The sequence below is a fragment of the Virgibacillus halodenitrificans genome, assembly GCF_001878675.1.
GTDB classification, from domain to species: Bacteria; Bacillota; Bacilli; order Bacillales; family Amphibacillaceae; genus Virgibacillus_Q; species Virgibacillus_Q halodenitrificans.
This window is the reverse complement of record NZ_CP017962.1, coordinates 1,098,618-1,120,547: the sequence shown is the minus strand read 5'-3', so window position 1 is coordinate 1,120,547 and position 21,930 is coordinate 1,098,618. Positions and strand designations below refer to the sequence as shown.

Genomic DNA, 21,930 nt, shown 5'->3' with positions numbered 1-21,930 from the left:
TTTCACCTACATTTATTATATTGGCTATAATAGCCTGCTTGAATATGCTTCAAATAAAAGTAACCCTTGTAACTATAATATCTTCTTCATTTTAATATTTGTTTCTACATACCCTATTTTTTTGTATAAATCCCGGGCTATCTGATTGTGACCGAATACGTGAAGGCCAATACTTTTTAATCCTATTTTCTTGGCAATAATTTCAAGCTCTTTCATTGCTTGTTTCCCATAACCTTTCCCTTGATTGTCCTCCCAAATATTAAAGTCATAAATAAAGCCCTCATCATCTGTTCTTCGGGCAAGCCAAATCATTCCAACTTCTTGATTATTACTGTGAATTGTATATAAATAATTATCTTCGGTTTTTTCGTTTTCAGGCAACAGGCTATCATATTCATTTGTAGCCATAGGAAGAACCTCTTGTTGCTCCCAATCACCAGATTTACTAAGTTCATCAGCATAATTTCTGATTGCAAACTTTCGATATTGTTGAAACTCTGTTGCATTCATTTTTTCTAAGCTGATCGTCATTTGTTTTTCTCCCCTTCTTCGTGAATTTAATAAAACATAATAAATAAAAATCTGAGTAGTATATAAGTTCATCATTATGCACCATTTTTCAAAAATAACCTATAAAAATTATTTATTTCCTTTTTTATCAACTTTCAGTCTTTTTCTTGCATTATTTATTTCTTTGCCAATCGGGATGTGGGGAAGAGCCTTGCTCAACCCGTGTAATGGCATGTTGCCGTAGACAGATTCATAGGTTCCTTTTTTTATTTGATAGGTTTCATGGTAAATACCAACTGCATTATTGTTGCCTACCTTTTGATTAAAAGCTTTCCAGGCTTTTAAATGTTTTTCTCCCCTTGCATACGTTAAAAGATCTTCCGTTGAATTCCAATACTGAATCATGACAGTAGTCCTTAGACCAAAGAAACTTTCCACAGACAAAAAACCAAGTTCCTCCTGATGAGTGTACAATTCCTTTACCATAGAAGGCATTGCTAAAAAAACAGGCAACCACTTATGAATGGCAAGTCTTCTGTTAATTCGCATTCCAATAATGAAAACTACAATATCACTATCATTTTCCGTGGTATAACGACCCTTGAATATCTGCTTCCCCATCGCTTTCCTTCTCCCCCATATTTTATCTCCCTGTTTTTTCCATTGCCTATACTTTATGGAATCCCTAAGCTTGCTTTAAAGGAGTTATTCATACTCTAATCCCATAAATACTTTATGTATAACTTTTTAGATGTAGTTTCAATAACTTTTAGCGTTATAAAAAAAGAAAACCCGGCCATAGGGTATGCAATCATTGATTCCCTATCAATAGTAAAATTACCATTTTCAAAAGTTTGTACTAATGTTATTAATATTAAGATGACATCGCGCCTGTTAGTTGAATTGTATCTTACCTACATTTGTACTTGGAACTCCAGCTTCTATGTAACTTCTTATCAATTTCCAAGCACCATTTTCATTCCTCTTAAATGTCTGAAAGAATAAGCTAACATTCTCTAAACTTTTTCCATCCATTATTATTGTAGCTGATAAAATTACTAAAACTTCATTTTGTCGCAAAGGAATTACTGAAATTTCATTTAAGTCCCATTGGTTATTTTCTTGTTTCACGAAATTAAATCCTTGTTCCCAGCCTGTTATCGCCTCTTCATACCCAAAATCTACTATTTCACTTTTTGAAACCTCTCTTGCTTCGTAATCTTTGGAAATAATATCTTTCAAATCTGTTAAAGAAGAGTTTCTCCAAACATCTAGATATGAATTAAGAAATGTGCGAAATAAGCTATTTTCCATGATAAAAACCCTCCAATATATTAGTTCTGTTCAACTTAACTGCCCGTATCTAGAATAATTTTTAACGAATTTAATTCATTTCTCCCGGACAGAGTGCTTATTAAACAACCGCGCCCTTTTGTTTAATCCTGTTTTTTGCTTTGTGACTTTCTCGATGTAAAAGAAATAAAGAAAAAGCCTACAACAAAACCTCCTATTGTGGTACCAATTAAATGATTCCAGTCCATTGAACCCATTATTAGATTTATAATTAAAGATATAACTGCAAAAACAGCGGCCCCTAATAAACCTTTTAAGAGTCTTGCACTCATAAACACTCCACCTTTTCAATTAAATGATCCGTTTAGCAATTCGGGGTGCAGTATTTTATACCGTAACTGCGCCAGGTTGTGGTATTAGTGCTCTTACAATGTAGTAATAATCGGGCCTTCCTTGGTAAGAATAATCGTATGTTCGTATTGAGCCACAAAGCTTTCATCGGTTAAGAAGGTCCATCCATCTTCGGATTGGTAAACTTCCTCTTCCAATGTAGAGATAAACGGTTCAAAGGCAATTACCATACCATCTTTTAAAATTTCGTCATCCCAGCGAGAATAGTAATTGAAAATATGATCTGGTGCTTCATGAAGGGAGCGCCCAACGCCGTGTCCAGTAAGATTTTTTATGACTGTTAAACCGTGCTGTTTTGCTACATTATGTACAGCTTTTCCTAGCCCACTTCTTTTACCACCTGGTTTTGCCTTTTTAAGTCCAGCGTCGAATGCTTCTTTAGCAACATCACATATTTTCTGTAAAAGTGCCTCTCCCTTTCCAACTACAATGGAAATTCCTGTATCTGCGAAATAACCGTTTTTTGAACCTGAAACATCAATATTCACGAGGTCCCCTTCTCGAATTGTCCGATTCCCCGGAATCCCGTGCGCTACTTCTTCATTTATGCTAATACATGTATAACCAGGGAAGTCGTATTCTCCTTTTGGGGCAGATTGAGCTTCTGCTTTTTTAAACATTTCTTCCGCAATTTCATCGAGTTCTTTTGTAGTAATACCAGGTTTGGTACAATGGACTAACTCATCCCGAATCGCTCCACAAATTTCGCCAATTTCTTTTAATCCTTTAAAATCCTCTTCAGTCTTTGCAACCATTGGATATCCCCACTTTTTAAAGTATTTTATCATTAGTGTTCCATTTAATTTCTAGCATAAACGGCATAATCCTTATTATAGAATTACCCTATTGCGGCATTATTGAGTCTAGGTTCTTATGTTATTGTGGTTGTTTACCGGACAATGATCAACCACCAAATTTAAAGAGGAAAAATCCCCCATTAAAAACAGTATAAATATTAGCGATATGTTATAATCAAATACAATAGACTGGATTCGCATGAGGGTTAGGTAGCACTGTCGATCTGCCGTTAGTCTTCGTTGGGAGGCTTCCCGGGGAGGGAGGTGCTTGCCTATGGACATTGTTAGTGCGCTGACGCTTATGATATCCTTCGGGATGTTAGTAGCGTTTATCGTTTCTGATAATAACCATAAAAAATAATCCCTCATGCGCTTTAGACGGTACGTGAGGGATTATTTCCTAAGCTGCCAACCCCTCTTGTCGGGGTCAGTCTATTATGACCGTACCATGTAACAGCATGGACGGTCTTTATTAGTGTATGCATTTATACTCTTTCTATGTTCAGTATACCACGAAATATACGTTTGTACACACTTTCATCTTTGTTATTTCATTTTTAATTTAAATCCACTTAATTACCAAAGGGGCTTCTCATTCATGAAAAGCCTCCTATTATTGAGGGAATTTTCTATCTGGGATACTTGTATAATGATTAGATATCTTATCTACGCACTCTTTTATCATTTTATCCACTCCGTTATCCGTCTCAGCAGTTCCAACAAAACCATAAATTATTTTTAACATTGCTTTTTCCTTATTTTAATCTAGCTGTTCAATTTTTTTTTTATCTTACTTTCTATCAATATACCCCAATAGGAGAGATTAAATCCCATTTGCATGCTGAATTGGCTTAATAACAATTACTTTAAGTCTTTGTTAATTTTCACAAGGGTTATTCCATTAAATTACCTCATATGTAATACTAGCGCTAAGAATTGCTCCCGATTCCGGAAGACCTTTTGCAACCACCCCCTACTGTAACTCTTTCACTTTTCTATAAAATGTTGTCTTTTTGTCCCCTGTCGTAGTCAATGATTCTCATTACGAGAATCAAAAAGCATTAGATACGCAAAAAAATCAGGTGTTTCTTGATTAACATGAAATATGTCAATTCCACGTTCGATTATCATATCCACTTTTAGTTCTTCGCAATTGGAGGTTATTGCATTTAACTGGGATTCAGCAATGACAAGTATTCTTTCATTATCAGATGTAATCCCCATATGATTGTAGTAATGGTCACTTTTTTCATTTCTTACTACTTCATACGAAATGAAATTTAAGTTATTCAAGTTAGATTTTATAGGATCGTTTTTGTGTGCATTAATATAGTTAGGAATTGTCATTTCCAAGAAAATATCTTCGGATTCTGATAACTCTGTTTCGACAATATCTAATTTTTTCTGGAATGCCGAGATAACGTCATTAACTGATTGTAACGGTCGAATCTCTTGGGAATATTGCTGCTTCAAATATGCTTTGTACTTATCATGTTCCACGTAATCACCCCAATTTTTAAAAACGAAAGATGCTTTAGAGAACATCTCGATATTATTATCACTGATAAAATACTTTATGTCGCAAAATGGCTCGATTACAGAAACAACCATCAAAAATCATTCAACTTAATTGCTCTTGTAGCAATGAAAGTCTTAATGTAATTGTCTAAAATTCTTGTACCTCCGAAGTCATCCTCATAAAAGCCTGAAATTACAAATCCAGCCTCAATCTGTCCTTGGATTTGATCTTCTAAAGTATGTGCATATTCTATGGTGTTGTTTGAATCAATAAAGTCTTGCACTTCATTTTTAGGCAAATAATCTAATGTGGAAGAGGGTATGGAGTTTTTAACATCAAGGATGCCTTTTCTTTCTTGATTATCATCAAAAATCCATAACAAAGGATTAGTAAATCCAGCAATTAAAATACCTTTGTTTTTTAAAACCCTTGATACTTCCTTCCATACAGGTTTAACATCCTTGATAAACAAATTGGAAACCGGATTAACAACGATATCAAAATATTCATCTTCAAAATCACTCAGATCTGACATATCACCTTGTACCGTTCTTAACGTTAACCCCTCACGTTTTGCTACATTTTCATCTTGTTCTAATTGTTTTTTAGAAATATCGGTAACTGTAACATTTGCTCCAGCGGCAGCTAAAACTGGCGCTTGCTGGCCACCACCAGATGCCAGGCATAATACGTTTAAACCGTCTAAAACTTTTGGAAACCAATTTCTTGGAACTGATTTTTCTGTTGTAACAGAGATTTCCCATTGACCAGCTATGCTCTTTCTAATAGTTTCACTACTCACTTGCTGCGTATATCTAGAACCCTCATCTACCTTTTTATCCCAAGCGTCACTATTGTGTTTTGTTACATCCATTATTTGTCTCCCCCTAGTAAAAAAGCAACTTGCTTTTTAGGTGCTTCTCTTTAGCAAAATTTATACTGTTATTAAATTCCCTGACTCCGACTCTGGTAATTAAGTTAGCCCTCAACCAAACCCAAATATGGTATTTCCTCATTATTCAACTTAACAATATAGATGGAACCACTCTTATTTTGAGGCTCGTATATCTCTGTTCCAGTAGGTAGTTTTGAAGCAGTAAAATTTTCAAATTCCTCACTATTGTCAGTTTGATTCTTAATCACACCAATTTTCTCTCCTATTGTTAAGTCTTCTTTATTTACCCATTCTATATTCTCTGCATTCGTGTAGACTGTGCCACCCATAAAAAATATATCTGCATTTTCATCATCCGCTAAAATTTCTTTGGGAGTTGGATTCCCTTCAACTTTCACATTAATCTTATCCTCATTATAATTATCGCAAGCTGCTAATATTGTAAATAAGGCTATGCTCAATAATATCAATATCTTTTTGCTTATTGTTCTCCCTCCTTTAAACTCCAGTAAATTAGTCTAAAGCGTCTCCTTCATTTTTTGGATCTTTGAGTGGGTAATTAGATATACATTGCCCAAAATGTCAATTTCATCTCCTTTTATACGTACAGCGCAATCCTTGTTCGAAGCATAAATATCTATTTCTTTCGATAAGGGAGACAGTTCCGTCTGAACCAGTGTGAAATTATTTTCAAGATCAAAGTGAGACAAAACTGAAAAATCGTTAAGCCCGATTCCATCATAAACAGAGCTTGTTTCAACTTTAAATCCAAGTTTTGGTGAACATAACCATTTAGCAGACATATTAATTGCACCAGCACTTGCACCAATTACAACTGCTGTGCTTTCCTTTATTGCACCCGACAATTCATATTCCTTCAAAAAATGATTTTGTTTAAGTGGATCTCCACCCAACAAGAAAATAACTGAAGTATTTTGAATTAACTTGTGGGCATCTTCCTTCTGGACGCGATAATTAATTAAATAATATTCATCAAATATAATGCCGGCCTGATTAAGCCAAGAGCGTTCAGTAGAACCATCATCCTCATAAGAGAATGGATCCGAGCTAATCATAGCAATTGATTTGCGATCCGTTATATCCTCTTGTAACGACTTGGCCAAATTTTCTGGAAAATAATTGTTAAACCAACCTAAATAATAATGCATTTCCATATGTACCCCCGTAGCAAAGTATAATTATATTTGTCTGCTATCTTTGTTATTCCATCTTCTATATTGTATTTTATTTACCAACTGCATGTATTTTGAACAATTAAAAACATAAAACTGATAGTAATTTTAAATATAACTCCTCCTTACCTTCATTATAAAAGAAAAAGAAATAATTACCATATAAGATTCTTTACACGATTACGGAATTAGAGGACCCTTACTGAAGATTTTCATTAATTATTATCTAATGGTATAAACTCGCATTTTATTTATAATGCGCTGTTTGTTAAATCCTATCTTTCTGTAAACTAAAGGTAATTAAAAGATTTAAACCGCCTCTCTAAGCACTTTTTGGCCATATAAAATTACTGATTGCAATTAAGAAATCCGCACCTAGTACAAGCGTCCATAATTTTAGAAACCCAGCTAACACCTCGGTTCGAGAAGGGTCATCAATGAAATAAACTAAACCGACTAGTATCCCAGCGCCTATTAGATAAGCTAGTACATGTTGTCCCCAGCTTTTAAAATAATGTTTTGCATATTCGATACCGTGTCTTTTAACTGGCTTCTCTCCCTGTTTCATCACATAATATTGAAACCGTATGTCAGCCCAAGCGATCATACTCTTACCGAATGCAACGGAAACTCCAATATAAATAGCGGCAATACCATGTATTTGAGTAGCGGTGGCACCATAATATAAGTCAACACTCGTAGCAATCAGTAATATTAAATCAATAACTGGTGTTAAGGCCAATAGAAAAAGACCAAGTCTCTTTAATTTAAAAATGTAACGTGTAATAAATCCTGCCAAAATTAAAACCCAAAATCCAATTTCACTTATCACAATCATCCAAGCAATAAAATCCAAATTAACACTTCCTTATCCTTTTTTATCCTTACATAGGTCTTGTGTACAATGTACTAGCAGTCGTCATTAATCTTTGCATCTCTCGCACTGTTCTAGTTTCGGCTATCTGAAGCAATGGCTTTATGGCAAAACTGTCAGCAAAACCATAATTCCATTGGTTAAACCATGAATAATAACTGATGGCCATATTGAACCTGTGCGCTCATACGCCACTGCAAAAATAACCCCACTAAAGAAATTTACAGGCATGGCATTATATGTGGGTATATGAATAGCCGTAAAGATTATTGAACTAAGCAAAATGGCTCCAAGTAATCCTATGCGTGTACGTAACCAACGATATAAAAAACCGCGATAAAAAATTTCTTCATATATTGGTGAGATGATTGCTGCAGAGATAAAGGCTATTAGAAACGAAATGAAAGTTATTCTTTGTTGAATTGCTGCTGTTTTGCTATTCTCCCAAGTATTTCCTACAAAACTCGTAAGGACTACAATTAACACAGCACCAAACAATAAAATAACAGAAAATACAATAATCATTTTCCAGTACCTTGCAGCGAATGCTTGGACCCCTACTTCACTCCATGAAAGTTTTTTTGGACGTATAGCAATAAAATATACGCCTAAAATTAGAATTACAGCTATTGTTAACCCCATGAAGGTTCCAGAATACAGTTCATTATCAAACCAATTTGAATAGATTGGGTGAATAATAAATTTAATACAACCAATTACAAATACAAATTCAAGCACCATTAAAAATATGAATTCTTTCAAACCCCAATAGTCTTTCTCTTTCCAATTCATTTGATTAATTTCCATTCGTTAACCCTCTTCCCACTATGGTATAATCCAACTATAATAGGTTACGTAACGTCACCCGCAAGTTTTTTTCAAGGAGGGGAAAAAATTGCATCGATGGACCACTGGGGAGTTATCTAAACAGAGAAATATATCTGTCCGCACACTTCGTTATTATGATCAGATCAATCTCCTTACACCAAGTTTTAAGGATACTCACGGAAAACGATATTATTCAGAGGATGACTTATTTAAATTAGAAAAAATAATGATTCTAAAGTCACTTTCACTTCCATTAGAAGATATTCGCGGGATGTTGGATAAGCTTTCTTATAAACAAATCCTAATTTCCCACTACAATTATTTACAAGAACAACTATCGGAAATACAAACAAGTATTTCTAATACAACTACATTAATCAATTTAATGGATTTAGAAGAATCTTTGTCTTGGGAACGTGTTTCTGAGCTTGTACAAAATTCACAAAAGAACCATAAAAAATGGCTGAACTATTTTCAGGAGCATGAACAAGTCATCTTAGAAAACACCCTCCCAAACCTTAGTAATAATGATAAGACAACACATCAATATATATCATTGCTGCGACGAATTGAATGGTGTATAAAACACAATATTAAGCCTGAATCAGAAGAAGGCTTTCAAATTGCTTCAGAGTTAATAGAAGTATCGAATACTTCTTTTTCAGAGAATACAGAGCTAGCAGACAAGTTCTGGGAGGTTAGAAAGCTACCCGCTGAGGAAACAGGACTATTTCCAATAGAGGAAGATGTACTGGAATTTGTGGAACGCTGTATTGCTTATGTATCTAACTAAGATCACGATCTATAAATGGTCGCTAAATACTATAATCCTTTTTAGCCTATTCTAAAAAATAAAGATGGGTTGCTAAAAGCAACCCATCTTTATTTTTTCCCAATTACCTAATCCTCTAACTCAGTATTTCTCTTGACAGAACGCTTGAGGGAAATTAAATCAAAAAGGAAATATAAAAGCGTAGAAATAACCGGAAGAGCGATCAGATCGATACCCTCATTATAGTTTTTTGGAATCCCTTTGGCGATTAGGAGAAGGATAAAAAATATACCACCCACTGATAAAGCGCGCTTACCAGCTACACGCCGTTCCCTTTTATAGCTTTGCTTGTTCAATACTTCTGTATGTTCTATTCCTGAAAATATATATCGAAAATAAGTATATCCCACCATAAGCATTGGAATCATGGTAAGGATAAAAGTTACTTCAGTTCCTTCAAGATTCCATTTTAACAAGTAATTGTTTAAAGCAGACCCCAACATCAATAACCCAATCATTAAAAATGCTGCTTCAGCCATAAAATATAAAACCCGTAAGCGTTTATATTCATCATCTGGTAAAAATACATTTAAAAATGAATGTATCAATTAATCACCTTCCCAAAATAATTCATCTAATGTCTTATTTAAAGCTTTGGCTATTGCAAGACACAAGTTCAAACTGGGATTGTACTCTCCTTTTTCAATTAACCCAATTGTTTGCCTTGTTGCATTGACATGTTTCGCAAGCTGCGCCTGTGTTAAACCTTTCTCCACTCTTGCCACTTTCATTTTACTTACCATACACTCACCCACAGAACGTAATATATATCTAACATATTGTTATATTAACTTTACATTTAATTTCGGGTAAATGCAAGATAAGTATTACATTAAATTAAAAAAGCCAACTTCTTATAAAAGAAATTGGCTACTGTTTACCTGAATATGCTCTTTATGCAACATTCTCTTCCTGAAACTGAAATGCAAACCCTACTTTTAAAAAATCATTGAATTAGCACTTCTATTCCATCTTTATTTTCTTCCACCAACTCCTCAAGTAAAGCATCACTTTTTTCATTAAATTCATCCTTTGCTGCTTCATCATCAACGTTTTCAATTCCTGTCTTTTCTTCTAAATAAGTAATCATATAGGCATTTTGTTCATTGATTATTTTGGCATATTGTTTTTGAAATTCTTCAGGTTTCATATTTAGCTTCTTGGCTTGTGCCTCAGCAAACTTACGAATTTGCTTTCCTCCTTGATCTTCTGTGTTTTCAGGAGGGAGTTGCCCAAACCAATCATCGTCCCCTTCCCTATTCAGCTTGTCAGTAACTTCAATGTTCATTTTCTCTACCTCTTGCTTTACCAATTCAACTTTTATGGCCCAATCCAAATAATCTAGTGCCTTATCATCAGGATATAAAAATCGTAAATCTCCTACGGTAATCTCTTGATCTTTTACAACGGCTGCTACTTCATTATCATCATATCTTGACAAACTGCTACAACCTGCAAACAAAATTAAAGAAATTAAAACGGAAAACAGTAAAGACCTTTTCAATAAAATGCCTCCTCTATAAATCAATGTTTTTCTGCATACTTACTTTTCTCAAGAATTTCATTTGCTGGCATATCTGTCCAGTCGCCAATGGTAATATTTGGGTTTTCATCGATAAAACTCTCCATTATTTTGTTCCCTATTTTATAATTCGCCCATTGAGGTAACCCTTTACTTGTATTACCCAGGAAGAAGTCATCCTGAATGGAAGGCATAGCGGAGGTCATATTTTCCTTAAGCACTTTCCATGTTTTACTTTCATTTTCCTCCGAAGAAAAATCGCTCCATGGCATCTGAATATCTGGATATATTATCTTTGCAAACGTGTCTGCCTTCCCTTCAATCAGGACAGATTCTAATAAGGAATAACCCAATTCATTATTCTCAAAAAAGACGGTATGATGATATTCATGTGCAACTGCCTGTTTTAAACTTTTCTCTTCAAAATAAGGAGGAGCAATTTGAATGGCAAAGAAGTTTTCACTCCATGCAGAAGCTGCCACACCCTCCATTGTTTCCATAACGTGATTATCCTCTGGATTTGCAGGAAATACATATACGTATTTATCAGCTCCTGGTTGGAGTTCATTCGCTGACTTTTTCAATGAATCTGTAATTACTTTATGTATTGTATCTTGATTATCTATTAATGATTTTAGATATTTTTCTAAAATTTCTAGTTGTGTAGGTGTACCGAAGCCCCACACTTTTGACAGCCGAACACCCCTCTCTTCTGCTATTGGATTAATAATTGTTTCTATATATGTACCATTTAAATTTTCAGGTTGCTCTTCTGCTTTTTCGATATACTCCAGGAAGCTCTTATAATAATAGACTACCTCAAATTTTTGACCTTTATATGTAAATGAAAAAGAGCTTGGGACTTCTTCCTTTGTTGTATCTGCTTCCGTCGCTGAGCTATGGGCTGATTGTTCGGCAGCTTTCTTATCATTATCCTGAGAGGAAGCTGGATTAGCCGAATCATAACTACATGCAGTAAGCGCTATCAAAATTAATAATAAAAGAAAAGTTAACTTTTTCATCCCATATCCTCCCATAACATCGTATATTAAACTATTACATCGTAGTATAGATACTATTTATGAACGTTAAAAGACTTCCTCCCTCTTCAATCAGCCATCTTCATTTCTCAAAGAAATTAATATATTTTTCTTCACTGCTTAGCTCAACTAAAAACGGGAATAGCGACATAGCTAAAAGGAAGAAAATAATTAGTAATATTAAAACATGGATGCCTGGTTCGTAAAATATATTCAATAGCAAGGGTAATAGAATGATAGGAGTTAATAATGCACATTTTGTTTTTGACCTTTGGGTTTGGTATTGCTTTTCTTCACAATATGGGCAAATCATAGCGGGGTCTAAGGTGGTAGTTTTCTTGATCGTTTGTTTCCAACTCCATTTGTTCTTACAGTTCTGGCAAACAGGCACTCTTTTAATCCCCCCTCTTTTTACTTACCTTTATGAAAACTTTCTCTAGGGTGCTGAAAAATATACTTTCACATACTTAACGAAAGAAAAAAACATATATTACAATAGCTATCACTATCACAAAAAATGCTATTCCAAAGTTCTTCCAGCCTAAACCAACTACTGTGTCATATTGCTTTTTTCTCTCTATGTCATTTCTCTGTTGATCCATTTTTTCTTCGGTAGTTTTATTATCGCTACTCACTTTATACCTCCTATAAAATAAGTTCTAAGTTGGTATTCAAGGCAATTTGTTATAAGAAAAATCCAGATTATTGCTTTATACTCTTTTTCTCTTGTACAAAATAAGTGAAATTATAAGACCAATCAACAATGCAGCAAAAGAACCGATTAAACTTTGGAAAACAGCTTGGGATGTTAAATAAATTCCGATAAATGTTCCGATGGCTAAACCAACAGGAAGGTTCCAGTTCATAAAAAGCACCTCCTTTTCCTACTTTTGTATCTTCATACTTAATATTTTCCTTGTTATGAAGAATTCAAACAAATATCAACATGAGCAGGATGGAGAATACAAATCATTTCTGGACGGACTTTCGTTTAGCGATTAACAATTAAACGAGTTTATACATTAAGACATCATCAACATATTTCGTGTCACTTATCTTGAACTCTCGAACTTTTCGTCCTTCTTCTATGAATCCCATCTTTTTATATAAAGCTATTGCTCTTTTATTTGTTGAAAAAACACCTAAAGAAACTTTTTCAATACATGGATTTACTTCCGCCCAATCCAATATACCGTTTATTAATAATTTCCCAATGCCCATATTCCTAAAGTTTTTTTCAATCATCATTCCAAAGGAACCGGTGTGAGATAACCTTATTCTGTTTTGTGACATAAACACGATCCACCCTACTACTTGCCCGGAATATTCAGCAACCAGCATCGTTTCTCTATCGTTATGTATCATATTTTCTATCCAATCACTTTGCTGATCTACTGTCTTATCAAATTCTTCTAATGAAGTTATCAAAAAAGTCTCTTCTGACACGACTTCACGCTCAATTTGTAAAATTCTTGGTGCATCTTTGGTATTTGCTGTTCGGATAACTATTTTTTCTTTTGGCAACATATTCATCCCCTAATAAAACCTTAATTAAGTGTTATATCAATTTAATGTTCCATCATTTCCCTACTAACACAAATACATTGTCGTCTGGAGCCTTCATTACTGCCACATGTCCACCTAAACTATTAGGAAATGGGGTACGAATCCATTCAACTTCAGTATCAAATTTTAAAGCTTCATAGATAGCCTTAACATCTTCAACTACAATCTCCATCTCAGCAAAGTTTAAATCCGGATTGTTTTTTAACACTAATTCAGAATTACCATCGGGAAATCGCATACCTACAAGTTGCCATTGTTTTTCATCATCTTGGTATGCTTCCCACGCTTTTGTTAACCCAAGTGATTGATAAAAATTAATTGATTTACGAATATCGTTTGTATAAACAGCAAGACATTCTATTTTTCTCCACATCTGTTAATACCTCGTTTTCTAATTCCGACCTTCATTCATATTTTGATTTAAGTTAATTTTAGCACAATTTATATTACAAAGATTTAATAAATCGGGTTTTTTTCGTTAAGGTGCCACAAGCTCTACTTTTATTCTATCAGGATCTTCAAAGTAAATAGCATAATAATCATCTCCGCCAGCAAATGGATGCTGGTCTTGATAAAGTATGGTGACTCCTCTATTGTTTAGCTTCTCGGTCATCTCATCTATGTGTTGTCTGGATTCAGCGTGAAACGCCACATGATTTAAACCTACCCGCTTTCTATGGTACGAAACATCAAGAAAGCCTTCCTCTGTTTGTACAAAAACAATATATGTATCTTCTATCTTCCAGCTTTGTCCATACTCCCATTTTTGATAGGAGCGGTACCCTAATTCTTCGAGTAGCCATCCCCAAAACTCAGCAGATTTCTTTAAATCAGAAACGTATATTTCTATATGGTGAAGTAACCCTTTTGACAAACAATTTCCCCCTTTCCCACTGCTCTTTATTTATGAAGTAAGACGGGTTGTCTCTCAGATTAACATCCTTTTTAAGATAGAAAGATTTTCTTCAAGAAAAGATGCATTTTTCTCCAAACCGCGCCGCTTACACCAGCCAATACTATTAAAAGCATCGGTAAATTGATAAAAGGGTAATACGACCTCTAAATCTAGTAATGGTCTTATGTTCTTATAGCCCTCTTGATATGACTGAAACAACTCATCATCAAAACTTAAATAATCACGATATATTTTGGTGAAATCAATTTCTGTTGAACCAAATCGCACGCTCTCAAAGTCTATGACCCCAGAGACTTTCTCTCCATCAATAATTATATTTGCCGGACGAAAATCCATGTGTATAAAACTTGGACCATCAGAAGGTGGGAGCTGTAGTTTCATGTTTTCAAACTTTTTCAAAGCCTGTGTGTATAAATTTTCATTTATCACTTTCTGTACATCTTCAGCGAAACTATAAAATTGGCGCTCCACAAAATTTGCCCAGTTCGGAAATTCATTTCGTATTCCACTTAACTGCGAAGATGGCTGAATTTGGTGCATGGAAGCATGAAGTTCTCCAACTTGAAAAGCTACTTTGGGTAAATCTTTATTTGTTAACGGCTTCCCCTTTAACTCAGAAAGTAAGAAAGCGCCTGGACACGTTTCATCCCCAGACCAGTAATCTAACATTTGCGGAATGGAAACTTTATCTTTTAATATCTGATATGCTTCCAATTCACGCTCATACTTCAATTTTGTGTAAGGAATCTTCAAAAAAATAATTTCACCGTTAAGTAAATTACATTTATACACTGTGGAACTATAGGAATCTTCTACCTCATTAACAGATAATACCCTAAGATTAAATTGTTGAATGACTCGAGTTAACACCTAACCTCCCCCTTCTTTCACGTGTCATAAAGCAAGGCGTGTGTAACGAAAGATTTGTACACACAATATTATTGGAGTCCAATTCACATTCAATAAATTTCCGCCCTAATAATATTTATTCTAATGCTTTTTATTCCCTTCACCTGCTATATTTATTGTTTTCACTTTAGGTGTATGAAACGCATGCCATTCATATTCAAGATCATATTTTTTATCTTCTTTTATTAAGCTCCACGTGTTTTTATCTTCTACTACTACCTTTTCACCATTAACAAATAAATAATAATCTTCCTTACACAGTATCTTTTTATCGTTCACATTCACATGCTCTTTTGTTGTACAATCTACCTTTTTTACTTCTACATCCTCAACAGCTTCTGTATGGATGATAGAGTAAAAACCATATGCGATTAATAGCAGAATTACTATTATTGAAATTGTTATATATTTAACGATATGTTTAGAATTCACTGTCTTTCCTCCTACTAAAATATGAACGAGTTTGCTTTAAATTTCAAAAAATCCCACTAACCATACATCCTCAACTATTACTCGTCCTTCTCATTATCAATAATTTTTTTCATAACCTGCTTCCAGGTTTCCTCGCTATCCGGCCCCATCGTTTCAAAGATGGCATTCATTTTGCCACGTTGAACATTGCTTAATTGCCTCTCAAGCTTTTGCCCTTTTTCTGTTAAACAAAGCTCTCGGACACGTCGATCATATTCCGCGGGTTCACTTGTTATATATCCCATCTCAATTAGCTGTCGCATTGGAGCGTGCAATGCTTGTTTGCTTACTTCTAATGTTTTCAAAAGCTCGTGCACACTTATGTTTGGGGTTCGAGCTACAAAAAATAAAATGCGATGATGCAGCCGTTGGATCCCATGTTCTTCAAGAATGCGATCAGGTTCATTTGTAAATGTGCGGTAAGCAAAATAAAAAAGCATTAGTGTCTCATTTAATTGTTCTTCACGTTTTTTATCCATTTAGTTTGTACCTCCTGATAAAAGAATAACAAAATTTCAACATCTTTTGTATTAGCATCCCCTTTAGAGCAAGGGGTTATATATAAAATAACTCACTTAGGTCAATAAAGTTGACCTATATTTCATCTGGTGTTACCATTTTATTTAAGGTCAAGTTAGTTGACCTAATAACAGCGTTGAGTTTTTAGTTTTAATTAAGTTCCGTTGGTCTAATTTCTTTTAATTAAGGATGTCTCGCCAGTCATCGTATAGAAAAGTAATATATGTTAAATCTAAAACAGAAAAATACTGATTTGAGGTGCGATTAATGAAACATGAATATACAGTTGGAAATTATTTATTGGATCGTTTATCCGAACTAGGGATTCGCCATATGTTTGGCGTTCCAGGTGATTATAATTTGGCTTTTTTAGACAATGTTATTGATTATGAAGGAATGGAATGGGTTGGAAATCGTAATGAGTTAAATGCCGCTTATGCTGCGGATGGATATGCCCGTATTAACGGATTTGCTGCCTTAATCACGACTTTTGGTGTTGGTGAATTAAGTGCCATCAATGGAATTGCTGGGTCCTATGCTGAACATGTGCCTGTGGTTAAGATTACTGGCGCGCCAACAACAAAGGTGATGGACAATGGTTTATATGTTCATCATACATTAGGCGATGGCAAATTTGATCATTTTTCCAGAATGTTTCAAGAGGTGACGGTAGCTCAAACCTTGTTAACCCAAGAAAACGCTGCACAAGAAATTGACCGTGTATTGCTTGCCTGTATGACAGAGAAGCGCCCTGTTCACATTACCTTGCCAATTGATGTATATGATAAACCCGCGAACAAACCGGAAAGTCCCTTACATGATGAGGTAGCGACAAGTAATCATGAAGCGCTCAGCCAAATGCTTTCTGAGCTAACACCTATGATTGACAAAGCAAAGCAACCTGTTATTTTAGCAGGATACGAGGTAAACCGTTATGAAAACCGAGAAGAATTACTCGCGTTCGCTGACAAAACAGGAATCCCTGTCACTATTTTAAGCGGAGGAAAAGGCGCTTTTAACGAAGAGCATCCACAGTTTATTGGTGTCTATAATGGCGAGCTAAGTGCTCCCTATTTACAAAAACGTGTAGATGAAGCGGACTGTATTATTCAAATTGGTGCTAAACCGACCGATTCAACGACAGGTGGGTTCTCTTATAACTTTTCTGATAAAGATGTGATTCAGATTACACCATTTTCTGTAATTACTACGAAACAAAAGTACGCACCAATTACAATGAAGGATGCGCTATTAGCTCTTAGCGAAAAAGTTACACAAAAAAATTCAGAGGAACTTAATATACTTCCTCTTCAGTCACAGCTAAATCAAAATGCTTTTGAAGTAAAAGAAGAAAACATAAAACAAAATCGCTTCTTTGAGCGTCTATCTCATTTTATGAAAGAAAAAGATGTATTGTTGGCAGAACAAGGAACTTCTTACTATGGTGCCGCAACGATGGCCATACCGAAAAATACCATGTTTATTGGGCAGCCACTTTGGGGATCCATCGGTTTTACTTTTCCGGCATTATTAGGTTCACAGCTTGCCGATATGAACCGACGTAATATTCTTCTAATTGGAGACGGTTCGTTCCAATTAACAGCACAAGAGCTTTCAACCATGCTCGATCAGAAAATCAAACCAATTATTTTCTTAATTAATAATGACGGCTACACCGTTGAACGTGCCATTCACGGCGAAAACCAAGCCTATAATGATATTCCGATGTGGGATTACAAAAAGCTGCCTGAAGTATTCAGCCCTGAAGGAAAAAGCCTGACATACAAAGTGCAGACGGAAACGGAACTGGAAGAAGCATTAAAAGCAGCGGAAAATAATCATGATTGTCTAACGTTTATTGAAGTTGTCATGCATCGTGATGACAAACCTGAATTACTAGCACAGCTTTCAAAACGATTCGCAAAACAGAACGGTTAGTGTTGGCGGAGAAGCTTCTTTTTTAAGGGCTTCTCTTTTTTCTTAACCGAAATCTCCTTTAAGGATTACTAATTACTTCATTTTTAATTAGCCAAAAGCCTTCTGTATTTTTCAAACTATATGGTTTGCAATAGCCACTGAAGGGAAAATGGAAGATGAACTCATTCAATAAAAATAGGAAAGCAGAAAGAAACAGAAGGGAGTAATAACCGTATGAATAAGCATATTGTATTTTTCGATGCCGAATGCCCTCTATGTCGTACAGTGAAAGCTGTACTGAAAAGATTGGATTGGAATAACGCCATTTTCTGGTACCCTGTTCAGGAAGTAAGTGATTCGATTAAAGAAAGAGTCAATAACTATAAAAATTTGTATGACGAAATTTATATGTATACAAAAGATAAACGGGTGCTAACAGGATTTAATACTGTGCGCAAAATTCTTTCTTTACTGCCCGCTACAATGCCTTTAGCTTTCTTGCTCTATCTTCCTTTTGTGAAAAATATAGGGGATCCTGTTTACCGTTTTATTTCCACTCGCCGTTATGAGTGGTTTGGCAGAGTGCCATATAATAAAGAGTGACTACTGGATCAGGGGGATTGTAATGCAGCTCCCCCTGAGCGCTTGAAATTCAAAGTACTGGATAAATGATCTATGTTATTACATCCTAAGAGAAATAGTCTACATAAATAAACAAGATTGCAAGTAATCCGGCCAATGCATAAGTTACTGAAACGATGAAGGGAACATTAGGTGAAAACTTAAAATTTTTGTCACTTTTATCATTTGCCGGATTTCCCATGGCTAGGTCTGTATACTTCGTAGTAAAACCTCCTGAAGAAGAAAAAAACATGATAATGAGAGAAATTACTATACCCACAAATAACATAACATCTATAAAATGAGTGTCAGTCAGATCGTTTAAGATAATGTTAATAATTATCAAAAACAAAACTGTAATTACGCCACTAATGAAATTCTTCAACATATGCTACCACCTTTGTTTAATAGTTATTATTTCAGTACTAATCCAACATCTTTATTTGAAATAAATGTTTCTTCCCCTTTTTTATAGAGGTACGATTATAATAAGAAAACGTTTCAAATTATTTCCATAATTGAAAATAGAGTTTTAAGAAAGCATAAACTAATAAAGACCGAAGATACGCTAATATCTCCGGTCAGCAATGAATCGCTCCTCTTCAGGAGGGTCCAGTACGAGTAAGAAATAGACCTGACTAGGCTGCTAAACGAAGGGAGGTCTATTTTTTATAGTCTAAATACGCCTCTGGTACAATATTTTTATATGTAGTTTTCCAACTATCCACCTGTACTTTCGCAACACCTAAAGCGTCGTTTAAATTAGCTTTTCTAATCTCCATACCACACCTCAGTTTAAAAGTATTAAAACGAAATAGGCCAATTTATTCTATCTCACCAATGTACTTGAAGCTTATTACCGTTTGGATCATAAAAGTGGAAATAGGCATGATCGTTATCTTCTTCAATATCCTCGACCGTAACTTGATTATCAACTAAGTGTTGATGAAATTCAGTTAATCTTGGACTAGTAAAACCAATACTAAATTCTTGTTCATTATCAATTGTAAAATGTGCAAAGGTTTCATCATCAGTAGGTACCAAGATAAGTAAAAAAGGACCTTCATTTACCTTTATAATCGCCAATGGCTCCTCTGTAATGCTTAATAACTGAAGCCCTAATACATCTCTATACCATTGTGCAGACTGCTCTAAATCCTTTACAGGAATCCGAATATAATGTACTTGTTCAATAAATGATTTACTCATAATTTTTTCTCCTTTATATCAGATGGTATATCAAATACAGCCTGTGTACCTTTTAAAAAATAAGCGAAATTACTTGTTATAAATTTTTTGAATAGAGTAAATTTGATCCGTTCAGTTTTCCTTTCAGATAAGCCCGTATTTGCCGTTTTGCCTCATTTATTACTAACAATAATTTTACTGGCGATCATTTTATTATTCGGGTTATTATTCCACTTATCCTTCACCAAAATTTCTACTTTCTGATCAACTTTAAGTTTTGAGAATTCATTAATAATCCCTACAATTTTCGTTTGATTATCAACAAACACTTCAAAAGCTGGATATGATGCTTCGGAATCTACATTATTTGTTCCAACAGTAACACTGGATTCATTAATTTCTAGAATAACACCTTGATAATCAGAGGTACCTTCATTAATTACATTATTAGGATTGTTAGGCTTTTTATTAGATGGATTTAGAATTGAATTATTATTATCACAACCTAACAATGAAACACTTACTAATAAAATATGCACCACAATAATAATTTTACTCATTGGTTGCACCCCTCTGATTTAAACCTGGCTAAAATCAAATTTCCTAGTTAGAAAATTTATTCCACCTTTACAATAATTGTATCGAAAAGTTCTTCTTCGATATATACTAGGACTTTCCATGTTCCTGTTGATGGAAAGCGTAAACGCGAGGGCATATTTACACTTTCAGGACTTACCTCAGCACTCTCGAAAAAGGTACCCGAATAGACTTCAATACTATCTTCTTCTCCTTTTTTTATAGCTTTTATTTTTACAGGTTTATCATAGATATCCTCTGCTCCAAAATAAAACCACATATATTTCTGGCTATCTTTTGCAATAATTGGAAATGGCCCTGTAATTCCCATACCGTCTTTATTTCCTCTAATCTCATAAGAACCTTTTTCTCCACTTTCATATTCAACAAAATGAATGAATTCAGGAGATAGTTCCCAGTTCTTTTCTATTATTGTCTCATCATTCTTACTCGAAATTTTTTGTGCTTCACTTTCTTCCTTTGAAACTTCTAATTCGTTGTCTGACTCGTTACTGAAATTAGAAGAACAAGCGACCAATAAACCTACCATTAGTATTAGGGATAAAAGTACGAGATGCTTCTTCACATAGAACACTCCCATTAATTTTATAGGTGCAATTAATGCATCCTCTGAGCAGATTCTAATTTGGAACATAACCTAGACAACTGCATTCACTATTTTAGTAAAGTAACTTCTAAGTTGGATTATAGTCTTTTTCGGGTCCATCTCGAACTCAACAATTAGCCCAAATTCCAGCAAATTACCAAGCAACTAGAAAGCTCTGATCCTTAAAAAGGCAGCGAAGACATACCTTTCATTAATAATACACATGCTTTTTATTAACTATAACTTTATATAAATCTCTTTAAATATTCTCCAAAAATTTTTTCCATAACTTTAGGGGTGTTTTCTAAATAGATATTAATTTGTTCCATGTTCGATTCATATTTATCGGAACTGCTTTCATCCGTCGAGAAATCGGAGATCCCTTTTATAATAATGCATTCAACATCATTCTTCTTACATATGTAAGCAATTGCTCCAGCTTCCGTATCTGCAATTGTTATTTCGTTTTCTTTCAGTTCCAAATAGTCCTTCCACATTACTACTGCTTTATCAGCGGTACCAATTACTCCAGTATGAAAATCACTACCGTATTTTGAGAGATCAAAATCAACTGTGAAGGATTGTTTGATTAAAGGCTCAACTTCTTTTACTGTGCAATCATATTGAACGGCTTTATAAGGCACAAAAATATCTAGATTATTATATCTATCATCTATACCTGCACTCGTACCAGCAACGATCACTTTAGATAAGTTGAATTTTGAAATCATATACTGATTGCCACCAACACCATTAACTTTTCTTACACCAGTGCTGTAAAAAATAAGTTCAGTGCCACTAATTGTTCTTAAAAAATACTCGCCATAGGGATAACTTAAGCGTTCATTATCCTTTATGCCAAAGTACTCTAACGTGGCTTCATACTCCCATTTTGTCGCAATACTTATCCCAATCATCCGCTTCTC

32 protein-coding genes and 1 pseudogene are annotated in these 21,930 nt (G+C 34.6%); 3 read left to right on the top strand and 30 right to left on the bottom strand.

From position 1 onward, the window contains the following. Positions 1-72: 72 nt before the first annotated feature. The 11 genes from BME96_RS05890 to BME96_RS05840 all read right to left on the bottom strand — a co-directional run bounded on the left by BME96_RS05890 (position 73) and on the right by BME96_RS05840 (position 8,299). Entirely contained in the window at positions 73-531 is a 459-nt protein-coding gene (locus BME96_RS05890; protein ID WP_071648592.1) for a GNAT family N-acetyltransferase, read from the bottom strand. Positions 532-639: 108 nt separating this feature from the next. Then, a complete protein-coding gene (locus tag BME96_RS05885; RefSeq protein ID WP_071648591.1) occupies positions 640-1,131 on the bottom strand; it encodes a DUF4188 domain-containing protein in 492 nt (163 codons plus the stop codon). Positions 1,132-1,404: 273 nt separating this feature from the next. Next, positions 1,405-1,824, bottom strand: a complete 420-nt coding sequence (locus BME96_RS05880; protein ID WP_071648590.1) for a flavoprotein — start codon at positions 1,822-1,824, stop codon at positions 1,405-1,407. A 122-nt stretch (positions 1,825-1,946) separates the two neighbouring features. Continuing rightward, on the bottom strand, positions 1,947-2,135 hold the full coding sequence (locus BME96_RS05875) for a Z-ring associated ZapG family protein (protein WP_071648589.1): 189 nt from the start codon (positions 2,133-2,135) through the stop codon (positions 1,947-1,949). Positions 2,136-2,228: 93 nt separating this feature from the next. Next, positions 2,229-2,969, bottom strand: a complete 741-nt coding sequence (map, locus tag BME96_RS05870; protein WP_071648588.1) for a type I methionyl aminopeptidase — start codon at positions 2,967-2,969, stop codon at positions 2,229-2,231. A gap of 1,071 nt (positions 2,970-4,040) precedes the next feature. Further along, a complete protein-coding gene (locus tag BME96_RS05865) occupies positions 4,041-4,511 on the bottom strand; it encodes a hypothetical protein (protein WP_156035962.1) in 471 nt (156 codons plus the stop codon). 110 nt (positions 4,512-4,621) lie between these two features. Beyond that, complete coding sequence (locus tag BME96_RS05860; protein ID WP_071648586.1) at positions 4,622-5,404, bottom strand: class I SAM-dependent methyltransferase; 783 nt, start codon at positions 5,402-5,404, stop codon at positions 4,622-4,624. A 104-nt stretch (positions 5,405-5,508) separates the two neighbouring features. Then, complete coding sequence (locus BME96_RS05855) at positions 5,509-5,823, bottom strand: hypothetical protein (RefSeq protein ID WP_231478674.1); 315 nt, start codon at positions 5,821-5,823, stop codon at positions 5,509-5,511. A 120-nt stretch (positions 5,824-5,943) separates the two neighbouring features. After that, entirely contained in the window at positions 5,944-6,600 is a 657-nt protein-coding gene (locus BME96_RS05850; RefSeq protein ID WP_071648584.1) for a Type 1 glutamine amidotransferase-like domain-containing protein, read from the bottom strand. A 340-nt stretch (positions 6,601-6,940) separates the two neighbouring features. Further along, the gene (locus tag BME96_RS05845) at positions 6,941-7,474 is read right to left on the bottom strand and encodes a hypothetical protein (protein ID WP_071648583.1); all 534 of its coding nucleotides are present in this window, start codon (positions 7,472-7,474) and stop codon (positions 6,941-6,943) included. Between the two features lie 120 nt (positions 7,475-7,594). After that, positions 7,595-8,299, bottom strand: a complete 705-nt coding sequence (locus BME96_RS05840) for a CPBP family intramembrane glutamic endopeptidase (RefSeq protein ID WP_071648582.1) — start codon at positions 8,297-8,299, stop codon at positions 7,595-7,597. Positions 8,300-8,387: 88 nt separating this feature from the next. Between BME96_RS05840 and BME96_RS05835 the strand changes: the two genes are divergently transcribed. Further along, the gene (locus BME96_RS05835; RefSeq protein ID WP_019376658.1) at positions 8,388-9,113 is read left to right on the top strand and encodes a MerR family transcriptional regulator; all 726 of its coding nucleotides are present in this window, start codon (positions 8,388-8,390) and stop codon (positions 9,111-9,113) included. A gap of 107 nt (positions 9,114-9,220) precedes the next feature. Here BME96_RS05835 and BME96_RS05830 read toward each other — a convergent pair whose 3' ends face one another. From BME96_RS05830 to BME96_RS05780, 13 genes are all read right to left on the bottom strand, one after another. After that, a complete protein-coding gene (locus tag BME96_RS05830; protein ID WP_156035960.1) occupies positions 9,221-9,631 on the bottom strand; it encodes a hypothetical protein in 411 nt (136 codons plus the stop codon). A 69-nt stretch (positions 9,632-9,700) separates the two neighbouring features. Next, a complete protein-coding gene (locus BME96_RS05825) occupies positions 9,701-9,895 on the bottom strand; it encodes a helix-turn-helix transcriptional regulator (protein WP_019376656.1) in 195 nt (64 codons plus the stop codon). Between the two features lie 203 nt (positions 9,896-10,098). Further along, positions 10,099-10,656: a hypothetical protein gene (locus BME96_RS05820; protein ID WP_071648580.1), complete on the bottom strand. Its 558-nt coding sequence runs from the start codon at positions 10,654-10,656 to the stop codon at positions 10,099-10,101. Positions 10,657-10,676: 20 nt separating this feature from the next. Next, positions 10,677-11,696 (bottom strand): DUF2268 domain-containing putative Zn-dependent protease, encoded by a 1,020-nt coding sequence (locus BME96_RS05815; RefSeq protein WP_071648579.1) that lies wholly within the window; start codon positions 11,694-11,696, stop codon positions 10,677-10,679. A gap of 100 nt (positions 11,697-11,796) precedes the next feature. Beyond that, positions 11,797-12,105, bottom strand: coding sequence for a TIGR04104 family putative zinc finger protein (locus BME96_RS05810; protein WP_071648578.1), 309 nt, complete (start codon positions 12,103-12,105; stop codon positions 11,797-11,799). Positions 12,106-12,181: 76 nt separating this feature from the next. Then, a complete protein-coding gene (locus BME96_RS19540) occupies positions 12,182-12,349 on the bottom strand; it encodes a hypothetical protein (RefSeq protein WP_156035958.1) in 168 nt (55 codons plus the stop codon). Positions 12,350-12,424: 75 nt separating this feature from the next. After that, the gene (locus tag BME96_RS19535; protein ID WP_019376651.1) at positions 12,425-12,580 is read right to left on the bottom strand and encodes a hypothetical protein; all 156 of its coding nucleotides are present in this window, start codon (positions 12,578-12,580) and stop codon (positions 12,425-12,427) included. A gap of 139 nt (positions 12,581-12,719) precedes the next feature. Then, positions 12,720-13,241, bottom strand: a complete 522-nt coding sequence (locus BME96_RS05805) for a GNAT family N-acetyltransferase (RefSeq protein ID WP_083547422.1) — start codon at positions 13,239-13,241, stop codon at positions 12,720-12,722. Positions 13,242-13,293: 52 nt separating this feature from the next. Further along, a complete protein-coding gene (locus BME96_RS05800) occupies positions 13,294-13,653 on the bottom strand; it encodes a VOC family protein (protein ID WP_071648576.1) in 360 nt (119 codons plus the stop codon). 105 nt (positions 13,654-13,758) lie between these two features. Further along, on the bottom strand, positions 13,759-14,154 hold the full coding sequence (locus BME96_RS05795) for a VOC family protein (RefSeq protein WP_060678739.1): 396 nt from the start codon (positions 14,152-14,154) through the stop codon (positions 13,759-13,761). A 54-nt stretch (positions 14,155-14,208) separates the two neighbouring features. Then, positions 14,209-15,066, bottom strand: a complete 858-nt coding sequence (locus tag BME96_RS05790) for an aminoglycoside phosphotransferase family protein (RefSeq protein ID WP_071648575.1) — start codon at positions 15,064-15,066, stop codon at positions 14,209-14,211. A gap of 120 nt (positions 15,067-15,186) precedes the next feature. Then, positions 15,187-15,537 carry a hypothetical protein gene (locus tag BME96_RS05785; RefSeq protein WP_071648574.1) on the bottom strand — a complete coding sequence of 117 codons (351 nt, stop codon included), beginning with the start codon at positions 15,535-15,537 and terminating at the stop codon, positions 15,187-15,189. Between the two features lie 77 nt (positions 15,538-15,614). Beyond that, positions 15,615-16,055 (bottom strand): MarR family winged helix-turn-helix transcriptional regulator, encoded by a 441-nt coding sequence (locus BME96_RS05780; protein WP_019376645.1) that lies wholly within the window; start codon positions 16,053-16,055, stop codon positions 15,615-15,617. A gap of 307 nt (positions 16,056-16,362) precedes the next feature. On the opposite strand from BME96_RS05780, the gene BME96_RS05775 reads away from it, so the two are divergent. Together BME96_RS05775 and BME96_RS05770 are read left to right on the top strand one after the other, a co-directional pair. Beyond that, positions 16,363-18,033 (top strand): alpha-keto acid decarboxylase family protein, encoded by a 1,671-nt coding sequence (locus BME96_RS05775; RefSeq protein ID WP_071648573.1) that lies wholly within the window; start codon positions 16,363-16,365, stop codon positions 18,031-18,033. 213 nt (positions 18,034-18,246) lie between these two features. After that, positions 18,247-18,615 carry a thiol-disulfide oxidoreductase DCC family protein gene (locus BME96_RS05770; RefSeq protein WP_071648572.1) on the top strand — a complete coding sequence of 123 codons (369 nt, stop codon included), beginning with the start codon at positions 18,247-18,249 and terminating at the stop codon, positions 18,613-18,615. Positions 18,616-18,700: 85 nt separating this feature from the next. Here the strand turns inward: BME96_RS05770 and BME96_RS05765 are convergent, their stop codons facing one another. The 6 genes and pseudogenes from BME96_RS05765 to BME96_RS05740 all read right to left on the bottom strand — a co-directional run bounded on the left by BME96_RS05765 (position 18,701) and on the right by BME96_RS05740 (position 21,921). Continuing rightward, positions 18,701-19,021: a hypothetical protein gene (locus tag BME96_RS05765; RefSeq protein WP_071648571.1), complete on the bottom strand. Its 321-nt coding sequence runs from the start codon at positions 19,019-19,021 to the stop codon at positions 18,701-18,703. A 286-nt stretch (positions 19,022-19,307) separates the two neighbouring features. Further along, positions 19,308-19,415 (bottom strand): annotated as a pseudogene (locus BME96_RS19960) (GNAT family N-acetyltransferase); the annotation flags it as partial. Between the two features lie 52 nt (positions 19,416-19,467). After that, a complete protein-coding gene (locus tag BME96_RS05755) occupies positions 19,468-19,842 on the bottom strand; it encodes a VOC family protein (RefSeq protein WP_071648570.1) in 375 nt (124 codons plus the stop codon). A gap of 152 nt (positions 19,843-19,994) precedes the next feature. Continuing rightward, entirely contained in the window at positions 19,995-20,381 is a 387-nt protein-coding gene (locus tag BME96_RS05750; RefSeq protein WP_071648569.1) for a hypothetical protein, read from the bottom strand. 56 nt (positions 20,382-20,437) lie between these two features. Continuing rightward, on the bottom strand, positions 20,438-20,983 hold the full coding sequence (locus BME96_RS05745; protein WP_071648568.1) for a hypothetical protein: 546 nt from the start codon (positions 20,981-20,983) through the stop codon (positions 20,438-20,440). Positions 20,984-21,249: 266 nt separating this feature from the next. Continuing rightward, positions 21,250-21,921 (bottom strand): 5'-methylthioadenosine/S-adenosylhomocysteine nucleosidase family protein, encoded by a 672-nt coding sequence (locus BME96_RS05740; protein WP_071648567.1) that lies wholly within the window; start codon positions 21,919-21,921, stop codon positions 21,250-21,252. Positions 21,922-21,930: the final 9 nt, after the last annotated feature.

What these genes read in the sequence shown, in the direction of transcription:
- BME96_RS05805 (WP_083547422.1), bottom strand. Translation starts at nt 13,241, where the DNA reads ATGTTGCCAAAAGAAAAAATAGTTATCCGAACAGCAAATACCAAAGAT.
- BME96_RS05815 (WP_071648579.1), bottom strand. Translation starts at nt 11,696, where the DNA reads ATGAAAAAGTTAACTTTTCTTTTATTATTAATTTTGATAGCGCTTACT.
- BME96_RS05860 (WP_071648586.1), bottom strand. Translation starts at nt 5,404, where the DNA reads ATGGATGTAACAAAACACAATAGTGACGCTTGGGATAAAAAGGTAGAT.
- BME96_RS05740 (WP_071648567.1), bottom strand. Translation starts at nt 21,921, where the DNA reads ATGATTGGGATAAGTATTGCGACAAAATGGGAGTATGAAGCCACGTTA.
- BME96_RS05840 (WP_071648582.1), bottom strand. Translation starts at nt 8,299, where the DNA reads ATGGAAATTAATCAAATGAATTGGAAAGAGAAAGACTATTGGGGTTTG.
- BME96_RS05825 (WP_019376656.1), bottom strand. Translation starts at nt 9,895, where the DNA reads ATGGTAAGTAAAATGAAAGTGGCAAGAGTGGAGAAAGGTTTAACACAG.
- BME96_RS05890 (WP_071648592.1), bottom strand. Translation starts at nt 531, where the DNA reads ATGACGATCAGCTTAGAAAAAATGAATGCAACAGAGTTTCAACAATAT.
- BME96_RS05750 (WP_071648569.1), bottom strand. Translation starts at nt 20,381, where the DNA reads ATGAGTAAAATTATTATTGTGGTGCATATTTTATTAGTAAGTGTTTCA.
- BME96_RS05850 (WP_071648584.1), bottom strand. Translation starts at nt 6,600, where the DNA reads ATGGAAATGCATTATTATTTAGGTTGGTTTAACAATTATTTTCCAGAA.
- BME96_RS05830 (WP_156035960.1), bottom strand. Translation starts at nt 9,631, where the DNA reads ATGGCTGAAGCAGCATTTTTAATGATTGGGTTATTGATGTTGGGGTCT.
- BME96_RS05880 (WP_071648590.1), bottom strand. Translation starts at nt 1,824, where the DNA reads ATGGAAAATAGCTTATTTCGCACATTTCTTAATTCATATCTAGATGTT.
- BME96_RS05800 (WP_071648576.1), bottom strand. Translation starts at nt 13,653, where the DNA reads ATGTGGAGAAAAATAGAATGTCTTGCTGTTTATACAAACGATATTCGT.
- BME96_RS05780 (WP_019376645.1), bottom strand. Translation starts at nt 16,055, where the DNA reads ATGGATAAAAAACGTGAAGAACAATTAAATGAGACACTAATGCTTTTT.
- BME96_RS19535 (WP_019376651.1), bottom strand. Translation starts at nt 12,580, where the DNA reads ATGAACTGGAACCTTCCTGTTGGTTTAGCCATCGGAACATTTATCGGA.
- BME96_RS05770 (WP_071648572.1), top strand. Translation starts at nt 18,247, where the DNA reads ATGAATAAGCATATTGTATTTTTCGATGCCGAATGCCCTCTATGTCGT.
- BME96_RS05885 (WP_071648591.1), bottom strand. Translation starts at nt 1,131, where the DNA reads ATGGGGAAGCAGATATTCAAGGGTCGTTATACCACGGAAAATGATAGT.
- map (WP_071648588.1), bottom strand. Translation starts at nt 2,969, where the DNA reads ATGGTTGCAAAGACTGAAGAGGATTTTAAAGGATTAAAAGAAATTGGC.
- BME96_RS05875 (WP_071648589.1), bottom strand. Translation starts at nt 2,135, where the DNA reads ATGAGTGCAAGACTCTTAAAAGGTTTATTAGGGGCCGCTGTTTTTGCA.
- BME96_RS05755 (WP_071648570.1), bottom strand. Translation starts at nt 19,842, where the DNA reads ATGAGTAAATCATTTATTGAACAAGTACATTATATTCGGATTCCTGTA.
- BME96_RS05775 (WP_071648573.1), top strand. Translation starts at nt 16,363, where the DNA reads ATGAAACATGAATATACAGTTGGAAATTATTTATTGGATCGTTTATCC.
- BME96_RS05765 (WP_071648571.1), bottom strand. Translation starts at nt 19,021, where the DNA reads ATGTTGAAGAATTTCATTAGTGGCGTAATTACAGTTTTGTTTTTGATA.